The 16,427-nt window shown below is 46.8% G+C and carries 15 protein-coding genes and 1 pseudogene; 4 read left to right on the top strand and 12 right to left on the bottom strand.

Annotation, left to right across the window (positions count from 1 at the left end; translation table 11 throughout):
- Positions 1-199 precede the first annotated feature (199 nt).
- Complete coding sequence (locus ATN88_RS10235; RefSeq protein ID WP_232313070.1) at positions 200-2,587, top strand: bifunctional diguanylate cyclase/phosphodiesterase; 2,388 nt, start codon at positions 200-202, stop codon at positions 2,585-2,587.
- Positions 2,588-2,616: 29 nt separating this feature from the next.
- Here the strand turns inward: ATN88_RS10235 and ATN88_RS10230 are convergent, their stop codons facing one another.
- The 9 genes and pseudogenes from ATN88_RS10230 to hinT all read right to left on the bottom strand — a co-directional run bounded on the left by ATN88_RS10230 (position 2,617) and on the right by hinT (position 9,610).
- Positions 2,617-3,909, bottom strand: coding sequence for an NAD(P)/FAD-dependent oxidoreductase (locus tag ATN88_RS10230; RefSeq protein ID WP_067415077.1), 1,293 nt, complete (start codon positions 3,907-3,909; stop codon positions 2,617-2,619).
- Between the two features lie 370 nt (positions 3,910-4,279).
- Positions 4,280-4,822 carry an alpha/beta hydrolase YcfP gene (gene ycfP / locus ATN88_RS10225; RefSeq protein WP_067415074.1) on the bottom strand — a complete coding sequence of 181 codons (543 nt, stop codon included), beginning with the start codon at positions 4,820-4,822 and terminating at the stop codon, positions 4,280-4,282.
- Between the two features lie 269 nt (positions 4,823-5,091).
- A complete protein-coding gene (locus tag ATN88_RS28255; RefSeq protein WP_269748128.1) occupies positions 5,092-5,589 on the bottom strand; it encodes a DUF6279 family lipoprotein in 498 nt (165 codons plus the stop codon).
- 17 nt (positions 5,590-5,606) lie between these two features.
- Complete coding sequence (locus ATN88_RS28250) at positions 5,607-5,942, bottom strand: DUF6279 family lipoprotein (RefSeq protein ID WP_269748127.1); 336 nt, start codon at positions 5,940-5,942, stop codon at positions 5,607-5,609.
- A 17-nt stretch (positions 5,943-5,959) separates the two neighbouring features.
- Positions 5,960-6,805 carry a phosphotransferase gene (locus ATN88_RS10215; protein ID WP_232313067.1) on the bottom strand — a complete coding sequence of 282 codons (846 nt, stop codon included), beginning with the start codon at positions 6,803-6,805 and terminating at the stop codon, positions 5,960-5,962.
- 3 nt (positions 6,806-6,808) lie between these two features.
- Positions 6,809-7,399 (bottom strand): penicillin-binding protein activator LpoB, encoded by a 591-nt coding sequence (gene lpoB, locus ATN88_RS10210; RefSeq protein WP_067415071.1) that lies wholly within the window; start codon positions 7,397-7,399, stop codon positions 6,809-6,811.
- Between the two features lie 28 nt (positions 7,400-7,427).
- Positions 7,428-7,817 carry a YcfL family protein gene (locus tag ATN88_RS10205; protein ID WP_067415068.1) on the bottom strand — a complete coding sequence of 130 codons (390 nt, stop codon included), beginning with the start codon at positions 7,815-7,817 and terminating at the stop codon, positions 7,428-7,430.
- Complete coding sequence (locus ATN88_RS10200; protein ID WP_067415065.1) at positions 7,817-9,262, bottom strand: COG3014 family protein; 1,446 nt, start codon at positions 9,260-9,262, stop codon at positions 7,817-7,819. Before ATN88_RS10200 ends, ATN88_RS10205 begins: the two co-directional genes overlap by 1 nt.
- Positions 9,262-9,610: pseudogene (gene hinT / locus ATN88_RS10195) on the bottom strand (purine nucleoside phosphoramidase). The gene ATN88_RS10200 and the pseudogene hinT overlap by 1 nt, the downstream one beginning before the upstream one ends.
- A 448-nt stretch (positions 9,611-10,058) precedes the next feature.
- On the opposite strand from hinT, the gene ATN88_RS10190 reads away from it, so the two are divergent.
- A complete protein-coding gene (locus ATN88_RS10190; RefSeq protein WP_067415292.1) occupies positions 10,059-12,062 on the top strand; it encodes a methyl-accepting chemotaxis protein in 2,004 nt (667 codons plus the stop codon).
- Between the two features lie 74 nt (positions 12,063-12,136).
- Here ATN88_RS10190 and ATN88_RS10185 read toward each other — a convergent pair whose 3' ends face one another.
- Positions 12,137-12,580, bottom strand: coding sequence for a hypothetical protein (locus tag ATN88_RS10185; RefSeq protein WP_067415061.1), 444 nt, complete (start codon positions 12,578-12,580; stop codon positions 12,137-12,139).
- 90 nt (positions 12,581-12,670) lie between these two features.
- Positions 12,671-13,714 carry an NAD(P)H-dependent flavin oxidoreductase gene (locus ATN88_RS10180; RefSeq protein WP_067415058.1) on the bottom strand — a complete coding sequence of 348 codons (1,044 nt, stop codon included), beginning with the start codon at positions 13,712-13,714 and terminating at the stop codon, positions 12,671-12,673.
- A gap of 398 nt (positions 13,715-14,112) precedes the next feature.
- Between ATN88_RS10180 and ATN88_RS10175 the strand changes: the two genes are divergently transcribed.
- Both ATN88_RS10175 and ATN88_RS10170 read left to right on the top strand, forming a co-directional pair.
- The gene (locus ATN88_RS10175; protein WP_067415289.1) at positions 14,113-14,988 is read left to right on the top strand and encodes a glycoside hydrolase family 17 protein; all 876 of its coding nucleotides are present in this window, start codon (positions 14,113-14,115) and stop codon (positions 14,986-14,988) included.
- A 56-nt stretch (positions 14,989-15,044) separates the two neighbouring features.
- On the top strand, positions 15,045-15,950 hold the full coding sequence (locus ATN88_RS10170; protein ID WP_067415055.1) for a glycoside hydrolase family 17 protein: 906 nt from the start codon (positions 15,045-15,047) through the stop codon (positions 15,948-15,950).
- A 65-nt stretch (positions 15,951-16,015) separates the two neighbouring features.
- On the opposite strand, the gene ATN88_RS10165 is transcribed toward ATN88_RS10170, so the two are convergent.
- A complete protein-coding gene (locus ATN88_RS10165) occupies positions 16,016-16,399 on the bottom strand; it encodes a GFA family protein (protein ID WP_067415052.1) in 384 nt (127 codons plus the stop codon).
- Between the last annotated feature and the right edge of the window lie 28 nt (positions 16,400-16,427).

Below are 16,427 nucleotides of genomic sequence, written 5' to 3'. Positions count from 1 at the left end.
GCATTTCTTCCAATTCTGCGTTTTCAGTACAGCTTTCATTAAAAAGCAAAAATATGATTAATTATTATACACTTACCTAAAATAGTGCCGTTTCCTATTATGTAACAGCTCAGTCTGAAACCAGAATGTCACAATTCGTGAAATAAACCGTAACACTGATAAATATAATCGAGATCACCAGTAATTCTTTGATTATAAAATGATGTTCTCTAAAAAATTACACTGGTTTATTGTTGTCATAGGTACTGTCGCAGCGATTAGTAGTGGCTTTGCAGTAAACTATCTCGACGCTCAGCGTCACCAAAATGCGTTTGAAACACTGGTTGAACAGCGGTTAAAAGCCCTTGAGAAAGCCCTTTTCTCTTTCAACGAACTGCAGCTTTCCGCGCAACTCTATTTTCAAAACAGTTACAGTCTGGACAAAATTAAGTTTCAGCAGTTTCTGCAAAGCCGAACGAGAAAAGGTTCAGGCATCCATTCCGTGTTCTGGCTGCCCAAAGTGCGCAGAGAATCTGTGCAAACTTTCGAAACCTCTGTGGTAAGAAACGAAGGAAGCAGTTACGACACGTATCAGATTTACCCTCAAGCTACTGAAAAGTGTGCATGGTCTTTGACTGAATACACTTTTCCGGTGCTGTATGTTTCCCCTCAAACTCACGCAGAAAAATACATTGGCTGGCGCGCGGAATCTCAATGTGAGTTCGCCCATGCCATGGAGAGAGCCTTTTTCCAACGCCGCCCAGAAGCCAGTTTCTTTCATAAAGAAAACGGAAATGGCGTAAGGCTATTTTCTGCGGTGTTGGAAAAAGATGTCCTCAAAGGTTACCTTGTCACCTCAATCTATTTTGAGTCCTTTTTTGCCGCGGTTTGGCCGGACTACAAGGAGTTAGACAATCTCCATATCAATGTCAGGCCGCAATTTAGTGCACCTCACAATGCCGCAGAAGTCCTTTTCCAATCGGGCGTGTTGAATCCAGATAATTACATGGAAATCCAGCCTGTTCGACAACTGGTCAGGATCCCGGGTAGTGAAGAAGGTGTCTGGATAGAGTTTACCCAAACTGATTCTTATCTCACGGGCTATCAATACAGCTTGCTCGTCACTGTCTTAGGTATGCTGCTCACCTTTGCTACCGCTGCATGTGTATGGTCTTATTCCAGCAGACTGGCTTTAGCCAATGAACTGGTGAGCCGACAAACCAAGAAACTTCGCTATCAGGCTTACCATGATAACCTCACGTCGCTAAGCAATCGCTTGTCGCTGGAAAAGCGTTTGAAGGAAGAGCAAACACACCTTCAAAGCGGTGTCAGTTTGGGTTTTTCCATTCTCTTCATCGACTTAGACCGCTTCAAACATGTCAACGACTCACTTGGGCACCTCGTTGGCGACAAGCTGTTACAAGCCGTCGCAGACCGCATATTCATCTCAACGCCGACGGAACATCGCAGCTATCGATTTGGCGGTGATGAGTTTGTGGTGTGTTTAAGCGGCGTTATCTTAAAAGACAAGGCGTACTCACTGGCACAAGCCTATCTGGATGCGCTAAATCAGCAGTACATGATTGACGGACATACTATCCAGATTGGTGCGAGCATAGGTATTTCCACCATCACTGATCATCGCTTTACTCTGCTCGATATCATCCAGCAGGCGGATATCGCGATGTATCATGCAAAAGAGCAAGGCAATGCCATTACCTTCTATAGCGAAGAAATGCTCACGGAGGTACAACAGCGTTTTAATATCGAGCAAGAGTTGGCGTATGCATTAACTGATGAGCAGTTTACCCTCGCCTTCCAGCCCGTTTTCAAAGGCGATGATGTTCATTTTTTCGAAGCTTTGATCCGCTGGAATCACCCTTACTTGGGGCCTATTTCGCCCTTGCAGTTTATTCCTATCGCAGAAGAGACGAATCAAATACACAGCATTGGGCGGTGGGTACTTCAGGAAGTGTGTGCACTGCTCGAAAGCTGGCAAAAAGAAGCGAACTCTCTCGACTACCCTGGGATTTCCGTCAATGTGTCAGCCAAACAGCTTGGCTCACCCGCATTCATTAGTTTTGTGAAGGATTTGCTCAACCAGCACCACATTCCGCCTCACAAGCTCGGTATCGAGATTACAGAAACGACCTTGATGGAAGACGAAGTCGCCAGTGCCGCCTCTTTGAGCGCACTTCGGGCTGCGGGCATCACCTTGTACCTCGATGATTTCGGTACTGGATATTCGTCGCTTTCATTGTTGGGGCAGCACAAGTTCGATGTGTTGAAGATAGACAGAAATTTCCTGGTGGATGTCGCTGACGACCAAAAACGTTCGTCCAAGCTTTGTGCAGCCATTGTGAACTTGTCCAAATCACTTGATATGGACGTTGTAGCGGAAGGTATCGAAACGGAGAATCAGCTCACTTGGATTAACGCCCAAGGCAGCGTGTACATTCAGGGCTACTTAAAATCCAAGCCGTTGCCAATTGAACAGCTTATTCATTGGCATCCGTCATGTATTGCGCCACAGACAGTGTTTGAGAATCCAGTAGAGCCAACACCGCTACCGCCCATCACGTTCAAACCCGCAAACGGACAGGCATAAAAAAAGCTGCCATTCGGCAGCTTTCTTTTTTAGTGCAGTTTCAGCGATGGACGCAGCACTCGGTTGATTCGGCTAACCAGCATCATCAAACCTGTTTTGATGAAACCGTGAAGCGCGATTTGGTGCATGCGGTACAGTGAGATGTACACTACACGAGCCAAACGACCTTCAACCATCATAGAACCGCGCGTCAAGTTACCCATCAAGCTACCAACGGTAGAGAAACGGCTTAGCGAAACCAGAGAGCCGTGATCCTTGTAAACATAGTCTTTCAGTTCACGATCAGTCAACTTCGCTACGATGTTTGCAAACGCACGACTTGCCATTTGGTGTGCAGACTGCGCACGTGGCGGAACCATAGTACCGTCAGGCTGAGAACATGCTGCACAGTCACCGATAACAAAGATGTCGTCATCACGTGTGGTTTGCAGCGTTGGCTTCACAACCAATTGGTTGATGCGGTTTGTTTCCAGACCCGCGATATCTTTCAGGAAGTCAGGTGCTTTGATACCTGCCGCCCAAACCATGATTTGCGCAGAGATCTTGTCGCCATCTTTTGTGGTCAGACCGTCTTCTTCTGCTTTCACAACCATAGTGCCAGTGCGAACATTGACGCCCAGCTTGATCAATTCTTGCTGCGCCGCACCTGAGATACGTGGTGGCAAAGCAGGAAGAATACGCTCACCCGCTTCAACCAGCGTCACTTTCAGTTTCGAGCTATCCAGATCTTTAAAGCCGTAGTTGTGCAGCTCTTTGATGGCATTGTGCAGTTCTGCAGAAAGCTCAACACCTGTTGCACCACCACCAACAATCGCGATATCAACTGTGCCGTTACCTGAATTTGCGTGCAGCTTCAGGAACTCATTGTTCATTTCGTTACGGAAACGACGCGCTTGTTCTGGGCTGTCTAGGAAAATACAGTTGTCACGAACACCCGCGGTATTAAAGTCGTTCGACGTAGAACCAATCGCCATGACCAGAATGTCATAACTTAGCTCACGCTCAGGCATCAGTAGCTCACCGTCAGACTTGTCATGCAATGCTGCAAGTTTGATGGTTTTGTTCTCGCGGTCGATGTCCGCAAGGCTGCCCAATTGGAAATCAAAGAAATGATTCTTCGCATGTGCACGATAGCTGATCGCGTCTACACCTTCATCCAGAGAGCCTGTTGCTACTTCATGCAGCAATGGTTTCCAAAGATGGCTAGCTTTGCGATCCACCAGAGTGACCTTGGCGCGTCCCTTGCGTCCAAGCGTGCGACCTAGCTTAGTTGCCAATTCCAAGCCACCGGCACCGCCACCTACTACGATAATATTGGTCACGACTACTTCCTCACCATGAATTTAAAAACAAAAAACTGTGTCGTACCCCGCTGTCGATAAGCGGCATACAAAAAATGTGTTGTAGGTAGTGAGGTAAAATTCACTCGATTTGAGTGGCTTGCTGCGAAATCTTGTTTGAGTATTGCCCGCAACTTATCTGCATCGTTTTTTACATAACGCTTTTTTCAGACAGATTCATTATACAGCCAGTTTGATCTCAATCAATTTTTTAATCTAATCATCAACATCGTTTGCAGTAAAAACGCCCATGTTGTTATCAGTTTTCATTTATTGATCGCGAGATGAAAGTAAAGCGGACACACTTTGTTGCGCAATATGCCCGCATTACATTGATGAGATATGACCGCGTTTACTTTGCGTCTTTAAACGCTTTCATCGCTTGGAGGTGGCCAGAGATGCTTGGGAATTTGTGAGGCTGTTGCTCGTCCCAAATGATCTCGTAGTTTTTGCCCAGTAAATCAGCCGTTCGCTGATTATCGAGAATATCATCGTTTGTTGAAAGGACCACAAGACAACGGCCTGCGTTTTTAACGCGGAAGTCTTCAACACACTTGGTTGCGATATCTGCGTACTCTTCTGGTCGGTCAATACGACCTTCCATGTTCTCTTCTGGGAACAAGTTTGGGTTAAAGATGACTTGCTTGATGCCGGACAGATAGCCAATACGCTCTGACCAGTAACCGCCTAAACCAACGCCACAGATGAGCGGGTGCTTGTCGTCTGAAAGCTCCATATGCTTATTCACTTCTTTAAGTAAATGCTGCATATCGTGTTTAGGGTGCAAGGTGCTGTAGTTGATGAAACGAATGTCTGGGTCAATGAACTGAAGCTGCATGACCTTTTCGTGGTTTCCAGGGCTTGTTGAGTCAAAGCCATGAAGATAGATAATCACAAAAATTCCCTCTTAAACCGTGCTGGCATGAATAGATCGCCAGTTTGTAACGCGCCATTCCGACACTTTCTTCGCCCTTTCCTAGTCATCTAGAAGAAGCCGGATGCGAAGATTGTTGAGCGGTACATGCTCAGCTAAGCAGACAGAATGGTATTTCTCTGTTTCATGGTGATAACACAAATAAAAAGATAATCACATACTTTCATTGCGGTTAAATGGGAAATAATGGTGAGGGTCAATAAATTTGAATGCGATTGATTGCAATTCAATCAATTCATCAAGGCACCGATGTCGTTCGAGATCGACGCTAAGTTCTCTCTCATCGTCTCTCTTTGCTCCGGGGAAAGGTTTTTATCGATACGCTGTAGCAACTCATAGCGTCTCGCGAGATAAAGAGCCATATCGCTTTCGTGGCCCTCACCTTGGAAAGCTACCACGCGGATAAAGTAGTTGTTGATGCGTTGTTCTAAATCAGGTGCATCGCGCTCGGTCAGTATCAGCGTGAGTTCACCAAGCAGATCATCCCGAATGGCATAAAACACAGGGCGCATTTCGATTTGATAGCTCGCCATTTCCAAAAACTGCTGTGACTGCTTTTTATCGACTGAATCAATCCAAAACTCCGCACGTTCGACTAGCCTTTCCTGCCTGCGCTGTTGCTGAGCCTCTAAGGTGCCTTCATTTGCTTTCTCAACGGCTTCCTCAATGTTTTCAGACAACACGTCCATCCATTGCTTTGCCTGCTCGTCATCAAGCGTACGAATCATGTTGGCGAGAGTTGGCGTCAGCCTTCTAGCGACGCCAGTATCGTGGTGTTGGTGTACTTATGGTATGCCCTGACTTGGGAGTAGCTGAGTGGTTTTTCCATGTCCCTTTCCAGCTGGACTAAAAGCGCGCGGATCTTGGGAAGCTGAGTTTGACGATGCCACTCATGAAAGGCATCCAAATCCTCTTCTAATTGCTTTTGTTGAAAGGAATTCAAGTCGACATAGTCAGAAAGGTAATAATCAATCCAGAAAGGCAAGGTGTTGTAGGCGAGTTGATTAGTACACGCAGAGAGGAAAAGCGTGAGCACAAATGCAGAAGCGAGGGTTCGCAACTTTTGCCTCAAAACCTTCATCCTTTCCTCCCTGTCTCCTACGGGTTGTTTCGAATGTGTTCCTGTAACTTACTTTGGAAAAACCGCTTTCTTTCTTCGTAAAGCTCGTCACCGTATAACTCGTAACCTAACGCGTACCAAAGCAAACCGAGATAGTCTGCCACTGGCTGCCAACGCCGACAGTGCTCAAGCCACAGCGATTTTTCCTCGATGCCTTTAGTTTGACAGTAACTCTCCACTAAGGTTTCAAGATCAAACTCATTCGCCAAACTCGTCATCACAATATCCATTGCAGGATCGCCAAGCGCGGCGTACTCCCAATCGATAAGTGATATCTGCCCATCAGGCTTTCGAATCACATTGTAATAGCCTAAATCATAATGGCAGGTAGTTAACGGCAGCCCCGTCACAAATGCATGGCTTTGAAAGTACGTATGAATGTCAGCAATCGATCTGTCTCTCGAAGATGGCGATAACTGCGAATAGTAATAGGCGCCCTTCTCGAACGGATCAAAGTGGAAAGACATCTTGGGCAACTGATGTACCTTTACCAACAAGTCCAAGATGACATCAAATTCTGGTGTTTCCATGGTATTGCCTTCAACCCATGGGTTGAGCAATCCGCCTTGAACCAAGCTCGTTGGCGATGTGGAAAATCCAGCTTCGCTGGCGAGCGTGAGAACCTCAAACTCATCCGCGCGGTTGAGTCCAAATGCTCTTGTTGATGGACCATTAGGACGCCACACATAGCTGTTCCCATTTTCATCCGTGACTTTCATACAACGATTGCTCAAACCGCCATCCAGCGGTTCCACGTCTTTCACGATCAAATAAGGCCGCAACATAGCGACAAGTGCGGCCTTTTCTTTTTCAATGTTTGGCACGAATTACCAGCCTAGAAACGCCTTAGATTGCTTCTTACGGATTTCCGTTTCGTCAGCCCATTCAATCAAACCTGTTTCCAGATCCATCAAGCGCATAGTCATTTTGTAGTAAACGTCTTCGTCACTGCCATCACGTTTTACAATGCTCGCAAGGTTGCCGTACAGCATGTATTGCGCACCAACCATTTTGCCGAACTGGATAGCTGTGCCTGGGTTAACCAGCGCATCGTTATTTTGGAAGTCCAGTTGCTCACGCACTTGCTCTACACGGGTCATGTCCACAAAGCGGAACTTGCCAGACTTCAGCATGCGGGTACTGATGCTGTCAGTGATAGATTCCGTGTCAATGTGCTCTGCGGTTTTGTTCTTGATGGATTCCACGAAAACAATAGGACGATTGTCGCGGGTAATCGCAGCAACAGCACCAGACGACAACATGCTGTCTGTCATTTCAACAGCAATAGTCTGAAGATCAGTCGAACCAAAATCGATGGTTGTTGTTTCTACTTCCTGCGCGTCGCCGTAGCTCACTTTCTGCGAACAACCGCCGAGTACCAGAGCTACACCCATTAGCGCAATTACGCTTTTATTCATTCTGATTTCCTGTTTTGTCTTTCAAGTATCACTGAACATTACGTAATGACACGCGGAAGTTTGTTGCGTTAGAGCTCAACGCTACACCCTGCAATGTCACTGAATCGCCAGCATAAACAATAAACGGTTTCCAAGGTGAGTTTCCGTTATCCACCTCTAAACCCTGAGCGTCATACCAGTTAAAACGGTATTGAAGGTTTTGCACTTCACTGCTCGTGTTTGTCACTTTCACTTGAGCAAGAAGACGCTCGTTAACAATGCTGGTTTGCGCATTGCCAAACTCCAACGCTTCGCCAAGTGTGCTGTTCCCTAGCACGACGTTTTGATTACTACTGTCAATACTAATGCCAGTAGAAGAATTTGTTGCACAACCCGCTACCAATAGCACCGCAGACAGCAACGCAACTGCATATCGCATTAGACCCCTCCTAAGGTTCCTTGCCAGTCCACCACTTCACCGCTGGCTGTTGAAAGCCAAAGAAGTGTTGTCCTGTCAGGCGTTAAATTCACTTTTATCGTTTTACCGTTAATCTGTAGCTTATGCTCTCCAGCAGAAAGGTACTCGCTGAACAGACTTGCTCTTGCTGGCAGTGTTTGCCAACTTCTTGTATCTGGTTGTTCACTTACCGCGTTATACATGCTGGTAATTAAACTGCCTAAGCCCGACTCATCATTTTTAGACGCGGACTTATGGAATTCGTTTTTAGCCACTACTCGAAGGATCTGTCTTACTACCATGCCCGGCATCGCTTCATTCAGCGCATGTCTCGCCATCGCATTTACGTCCGCCAACCCCTCTAGTTTTTCGCCTTTGCCATCAAGACTGATGACTTGAGGTTGAGAGCCTCTGCTTTGTGCATAATACGGTAATGCAACAGTGAAAGATTCGAGGTTGCCGTTACTGTCTGTGACCCAAAATGGCAAACGCCAACCGAGTCGAGCATCAACGAAACCGTCTTCTGCTAACACGACCAGTTTTGCACTGCCTTTCTTCGGCGTTGAAACCTTGCCGTATTTTTTCTCGAGTAGCTTCAGCTCGCTTTTACGACCTTGCTTCGCTGCGATTCGCATTGCGGCTTCAGCAACGTATTGATTATCAGGTGCAACTGCAAGCGCACGATTATAATCAATGAAGGCACTGTTTAGGTTTCCTTCCGCTTCGTAAAGCAATGCAGAGATATAGAAAAGGTAGGCGTTCTGAACGCTGCCCAATGCATTATCTGACTCAGGATAACGTGACAATATTGCGCCTACGTTGTCAGAAATACCGTTTTCACTGGCACTTTTTCGCGCCAGATCCTGCTCTTTCTCGCGAAGCTTAATAGCATCTTCTTGGATTTGCTTTGCACGTCGGACTTCAACCAATGCGCCCTGCAAATCCCCTTTCTGCAAATAATGTCGTACCAAGTAAAGATGAAGAAAGCCGAGCTCATAAGAAGGCGGCACGTATGTCAGCATGTTGTCGTTAGATGCCAGTGCGCCGACTTGGTTAAAACCTTCTGAGATTTGAATGACGGCCTGATTGGTCTGTTCTTTCACAGCAAGATCAGCCATATCCAACGCTTCTTTCATTTGCGGATAATCACTGGAGAGAAGCGCAAGTCTCGCTCTTTCCATTTCATCCAAAATCTCGCCACCCGCCCCAGTCGGTAACGCATCGATCGCGTCAGGGAATGCCCCCTGTTGTGCAAGCGAGCGCGAGTCAGCCATACCCGCTGAGTAATTACTAAAGAGGCTTTGTACAGACAGATTCGCACACCCGACCAAACCAACCGAGATAAGGCCAGCCAAGGTGAGTGTTTTTACAGACGAAAAAGAAGCCCTGCTTACACAAGCGAGGGCTTTTCTAGATGCTGATTTCATTAGCCTACAAGAATTGGTCCCAGTGGACGTCCACCCAGCAGGTGCATGTGAATGTGATAAACCTCCTGACCACCATGAACGTTACAGTTCATGATCAGGCGGTAACCGTCTTCAGCAATACCTTCTTGTTCAGCCAGTTTACGTGCAACGGTAAACATGCGCCCCATTGCGGCCTCATCTTCAGCTTCGATGTCGTTAACTGTTGGAATGAGTTTATTTGGAATGATCAGAATATGGCTTGGCGCACGAGTTGATATCGCGAAAAGCCGTGACGAGATCATCTTGGTAAACCACGTCAGCCGGAATTTCCTTGCGAATGATTTTACTGAATATGGTTTCTTCAGCCACGAGCAGCTCCAAATTAATGATTTCTAGGAGGTGTAAGTATGCTTTACCCCGATCAATTGAGCAATATTGAACACTGTTTTTATGGAAATTTTGCGATTTGAGAATTTGATTCCAGATTTGTTTACGAATTAATCACCTGAATAAATCAAACCGAATCTAAGTATCACCGACTAGACGTTTATTAACCAAAGTCTCAGCATTTTTGCGTCCTACTTCAAAGAGTGGAAAGCATAGCGATTTTTTAGCGTAAAGATTCTGAAATACTTGCAGATGATAGGAAAAGCAAAGCGTTACATCGTTCTTATTTGTCCTCGGTGTAACGACTAATAATCCAAGCGAGTTTGGAGTCTTGATTCGCTCACGATTGTAGAACCAAGCAACCGACCGATTGTTGTAGTACGGAAGCAAAATGGGGAGCACCAGCCAAAAACTGGTGGGAGGAATAAAAATGGCAAAGAAACGACAAAGTTCTGTAATCCGCAGAATGTATGCAGGTTTTGCAGTACTGGCAGTCAGCCTTGTGGCGACCAATACACTTAATCTGAATAGTTCTCAAAACATCCATGACCAGTTAGAGGTTGTGACCTCCGAAGCCCTACCCTTAGTGTCCATGTCTAATGATGCGAGTGTTAGCCTTCTTGCTGCGGACAAAATCTTTAAAGACTACCTGACAACCAACAATGTTTCGGAAAGCACCGGAGTATTGGAAAGCTTTGAAGCGGCGCGTAAAAAGTTCGATGACGCACTCACAAAGCTTGATGAAGCATCGGCAGGCCAACCTGAGCTTAAAGGCCAGTTGGCACAACTGCGCGAAATCGAAAGCCGCTACTTTGCAGAAGCCGCAACCGCAATTGATAACTACCAACGCCAACAAACGGCGAAAGCGGAAGGTGTAACGGCAGCGCGTCAATTCCAGCGTATGAACACGCAGTTGGCTCTTGGCATGCAAGATTTCATCGCGAACAACGGCAACAACACCGTTAAGATCATTTCAAAAACCTACTTTAAAAAGCTGAATGAAACCGAGACGCACACTTCAGATGCCCTCGCGAGCACCAGCCTTGATGACGTAAACAAAGCCATCACGGAAAACAAACGCAGCATTCGTCAGCTCAACTACTCTTTCCGCTCTTTGACGTCTCAGCTTCCTGACCTGACTGACAAGTTCCAGAAAGATTTAGATCTGTTCACTAAAGACGTTAGCCGTGAAGGCGGTGTGCTTGACCAGCACTACACCTACCTTGTGGCAACCAATGAGCTTTACGACAACATTGCTAACCTGGCAGTGGAAGTTGATAACGCGATGTCTATCCTGACCTCTTTCCGCACCCAAGCAGAAATGGTGATGGCTGACTCCATTGAGAACGCAAACACCGTCTTCAAAAATGGTGTTCAGCAGACTGTGTTCATCGGCGTGCTTATTCTTGCAATCACAGTATTCATCGGTTGGAACATTGCACGTAGCGTACGTAAGCCGCTAAGCAACACGCTGGCTGTACTGGAAGCTATCACTGATGGCGACATGACCAAACGTATTGAGGTGAAAGAGCACAACGAGTTTGGTCAGCTTGCAGACCACATCAACACGCTGGCATCGAACCTTCAGGGTATTCTGCGTCAGTTAAGAGATGCAGCAGAAGACCAAGCGCAAGTTGCGGCGCAAAACCAATCCACCACGCAAACGGCGAAGTCTCAGTTGAATGAGCAGCGTCAACAAACCACTGCCGTTGCTGCGGCAATGACGGAAATGGAACACTCTGTACAAGACGTTGCAAGTAGTGCTCAACAAACCATGGATAAAGTGATGGAAGTGAGCGATGCGGCAGCGAAAGGTCGTGAAATCATGACGCGCAACATCAGCACGACTCACCAGCTGTCTACACGTTTGGACGAGTCTGTAGCGGTTGTTTCTTCGCTGCAAGAGATGACATCGAACATCGAAACCATTCTGGACGTAATCAGCAACATTGCAGACCAGACTAACCTGCTTGCATTGAATGCGGCGATTGAAGCGGCACGTGCCGGCGAACAAGGTCGTGGTTTTGCAGTCGTAGCCGATGAAGTTCGCGTACTGGCAAAACGTACTTCTGATTCCACTTCTGAAATCGAAGAGATGATCAGCAAGCTGCAAACACAATCTCGTGAAGCTGTTTCGGTCATGGAAGAATGTGTTGATGAAATGAGTAACAGTGTGACTCAAGCTTCTGACGCTAACTCTGCAATGGAAGAAATTGAAGCCATCATTATGATGATCAGCGACATGAGCAGCCAGATTGCACAAGCCGCTGCGGAGCAAAGAACTACATCGGCAGACATTGCTCGCAATGTTGAGCACATCAGCTTTATCGCAGACAGCAGCTACAACGCGATGCAAGATGTCGCAAGTGCAAGTGACCGCTTGGATGAGCAAGCTGTTACTCAGAACGATTTGGTACACAGGTTCACTGTGTAAGTGGAATCTAACGGAAAAGGGCATCATTCGATGCCCTTTTTTATTGCCTTGTTTTTCTCAATTAATTTGTCGCTTTAGCGCGCGAAAAAGAGTGGCTTGACCTGATCGTTAAAATCAAACGTATTCAGCATCCAAACGTCACGCGGCTTATAGAAGATAAAACGCCACACCATGACATGACGCTCAAACTTCTGTAGATAAGCATACTGAACAAGTGAATCACCCAGCACTTGCTGAGAAACGAAGTCATAGCCTATCGACTTACCGAATCGCTCGTTTATCGCAGGTTGTTGAACCGCGACCTGTGCGATCTCCGCATTAAACTCCGCCTCTGAAATAGGCATATAAGGCTTCATAACGCGAATACCCTTTTCCAAGTTGTCTTTGCTGACTTCTTGCATGATACGTTCGCTCAGCTCTTTCGCCGCTTTGTAACTGGGTAAGGTTTTCACCTTTATCTCGGCGAAAGACGCCCCGCTAAACATGGCTAAAACAACAAAAGTAATGAGACCTTTCATACACACATTCCTCCGTGAATGGTCTTTTGGTTCATGACGTTATTTACTATATCCATCGACATTCGCTATCGATGTCTCATCCCTAGCACCTTACCGAGATAATCCCGCCATTAAAGATTCAACAATCGATTTGGCACTGCCCTTTTGAATGTTCTTGGCGTTAGCCCCACACCAAAGTGGTGTGAAAGCATCCAGACCCTGTTTCTCTGCCGCCGCCCGTAGTGGTGTCATTTCAATCGACGCGTAAGGAAACACTGGCGCGCGATCGTTGATGCAACCAAGCTCTTCCATTGCCTTGTTCACAATGCCTCTGGCTGGCCTGCCGGAGAAAATGTTGGTGAGAGCCGTACTTTCAACGGCAGAGCTTTGAAGAGCAACACGATGAAGGTCTGACGTTTTAGCTTCATCACACAATAAGAATGCACTGCCAACTTGAACGCCGTCTGCGCCAAGGTCGAAGGCTTGAGATATATCTGACGCATTCGCAATGCCACCAGCTGCAACAACAGGAATGGAAAGGTGCTGTTTTAGAGCATGAACCAAGTCCTTCACACCAATCTGAGTGTTGAGGTCACGGCTTAAAAACATCCCTCGGTGACCACCCGCTTCAATGCCTTGTGCAATCACCACATCACAGCCTTGTTCCTCAAGCCATATCCCTTCTTCAAGCGTTGTTGCTGACGACATGACAACACTTCCCCAGCCCTTCACGCGTGTTAGCAAAGCCTCTGATGGCAAACCAAAGTGAAAGCTCACAACGGGTGGCGCAAAGGGTGCAATTGCATCAGCAACATTTTCGTCAAAAGGCAGCCGAGAGGCTTTGTTACCCAGGGTTGCTTCATCAATACCAAATTCATCGAAGTAGCCACCTAACCGCTCGCGCCATTTTTGATGCTTTTTATCATCGAAAGGGACAACCTCATGGCAGAAGAAATTCAGGTTGTATGGCTTATCGGTGGCGGCTTTGATCTTCTCGATCTGGCTGACCATGGCTTGAACATCTAACATGCCGCAAGGAAGCGAACCCAAACCTCCTGCGTTTGAAACCGCGATCGCTAAGTCGGCATCTTGCACGCCAGCCATGGGCGCTTGAATGATGGGAAGTTCAATACCTAAGCGTTCTGTTATTCTCATGATCTTGATGCTTCCTTTCGAATATTGATGGATAAACTGGACATTATCGTCACAAAATCAAACACACCTTGGCAACCCAAATATGACAAATATGCAAACCATCCACTATTAATCAAGCTACTGTTTTTGTTTTATAAACCGCTCATCCATCACATTAAATCTCGATTTAGACACACTTGCCCCTCCTCTGCACATTTGTGATCAAGCTTATCCTTCGCCTAAAAACGGGTTGTCTATTTGGCCGCAACTGGCAAAACTCAAAAAGAAAGCGCTTTCTTTTTGGTCATCAAAACGAAAAAAACAAAAAGTCAGCAAACAAGAATGCGTCTGGAAAACCTGCGAAAAGGTTCATCCAAGGCACGGAAGCTAGATTGATTTTGCCGCAAGGAGTTATACGCGTGTCGAGTAAGTTGTATCAGCCCTCTCTGGGCGGAGTGCATGATCTGGAAGGTCTAAAACTGAAAACCAGCCAGATCCTAAACGAAAAGATCCATGGCATCTCCTTCAGCCCCTACATTGAAGGACAAGGCCCAGGCTCTTACATCAGCGAAGAACAAATCCAAGAACGCCTGCAAATCATAAGCAGTAACGTGAATTGGGTGCGTTCTTTCTCGTGCACAGAAGGCCATCAGAATATTCCTCGTATCGCCAAAGCCAACGGTCTTAACACCATGGTCGGCATTTGGATCGATGCGGATAAAGAAAAGAACGAAGAAGAAATTGGCAATGCCATCGAGGTCGCGAAAGCGGGCCACGTTGATATTCTTGCGGTGGGTAACGAGGTATTGCTTCGTGAAGACATCCCTGAGCATGAACTCATCGAATACATCCACCGTGTTAAGGCTGAAGTACCAGACGTCATGGTCGGGTATGTCGACGCCTACTTCCTGTTTGAGAACCACCCGGCCGTTGCCGATGCATGCGATGTCATCCTGACAAACTGTTACCCGTTTTGGGAAGGGTGTCCTATCGACTTCGCGGTTCCTTACATGAAAGAAATGTATCGCCGAGCCAGTGTCGTAGCGAAAGGCAAACCTGTCATCGTTTCAGAAACCGGTTGGCCAAATGAAGGTGTCGCAGAACGCGGCGCGGAGCCATCCGAACTGAATGCTCTTCGTTACTTCGTTGACACCTATCAATGGGCGGAAGAAGAAAGCATTGAAGTCTTCTACTTCTCGTCGTTCGACGAGGCGTGGAAAGTCGAAAAAGAAGGTGCCGTCGGTGCCTACTGGGGATTGTGGGACAAAGACGGTCGCTACAAGTATCCCGTTTAACGATAACAACAATCTGACAAGTGATTGGAAATACGCAATAAAAGGTAATGCGCGCTATGGAATACAGAAACGCTATTTGTTACTCAGGCTATCGAGAGGGTCAAAACCCGCGTGAGGGTATTTACCCGACTTACAATGAGATCAAAGAAGACCTGATTATTCTCTCCAAAAACTGGCAAGCTTTGCGGCTATATGACTGCAGCCACCATGCCCGTTTGGTATTGGACGTTATTCGTAATGAAAAGCTCGACTTCAAAGTCATGCTTGGCGCAGATGTCGCCGCTGAAATGAACAACCCTGGGTGTCCATGGGGCGCACAGTTTAGTGAAGAAAAACTGGAAGAAAACCGCCTCCACAATCAGGAAGAAATTCAAAAACTGATTGCGCTGGCAAATGCTTTCCCTGACATCGTCGACTACGTGTCAGTGGGTAACGAGGCCAGTGTGGAATGGACAGATCATCTGATTTCCGTTGAGAAATTGGTTGAGCACGTTAAAACGGTGAAATCCAACATCACTCAGCCTGTCACCTTCTGTGAAAACTATGTCCCTTGGACATACAAATTGGATGAGCTTGTAGCAGAGTTGGATTTCATTTCCCTACACACCTACCCAGTGTGGGAATACAAAACCATTCACGATGCCCTCGAGTACACTAAACAGAACTACCACGCGGTTGCAGACAAGTACCCGAATAAGCCTGTCATCATCACCGAGGCAGGTTGGGCGACTGCATCTAATGGACGTGGCATTGAAGAGTGGAACGCGTCAGAAGAGCTTCAAGCGGCGTATTACGAGCAGCTTTTGGAGTGGACACGTAAAGAGAAGATCCTCACGTTTGTCTTTGAAGCGTTTGATGAGCCTTGGAAAGGCGACTCACACCCTCAGGAACCAGAAAAACATTGGGGACTGTTCAAAGTAGATCGCACGCCTAAGCTGGTTATGCAGGCACTCTACGGCTAAACACACAATCTACCTAAAAGGAAAAGAGGCGGTTTTCCCGCCTCTTTTTTCATTCTATTTTCGGCTTAAAGGCCTATGCCCTCACCGGGTTCATGCACGCCACTTGTCACGGTAATGTTTGGAAGATCATACGGATTGATCCCTTCCAAACAGGCAACGTTAATCCCGAACTGATAAGGATTGGAACGGCGTTGGTGGTGAGTATAAATACCACAACGCTTGCAGAAGTAGTGTTTCGCTGCCAGCGTATTGAACTGGTACAAGGTGAGGAATTCCTCGCCTCGAGTGACCATCAAATTTTCCACTTCCACCGAAGCCATAACAGTTCCTCGCTTGCGACACATCGAACAGGAGCATCGTCTGGCATCCACCAGACCATTTGGCATTCTGAGTTCAAGCTCGACTGAGCCGCAATGGCATGTTGCTTTGTGTACCTGTTTGATTTCCATATCGGTCTCCTTCACATAGAGTCAATCG

This window comes from Enterovibrio coralii (assembly GCF_001559595.1).
GTDB classification, from domain to species: domain Bacteria; phylum Pseudomonadota; class Gammaproteobacteria; order Enterobacterales; family Vibrionaceae; genus Enterovibrio; species Enterovibrio coralii.
Note: the sequence above shows the minus strand (reverse complement) of the source record. Positions and strands in the feature narration are given on the sequence as shown.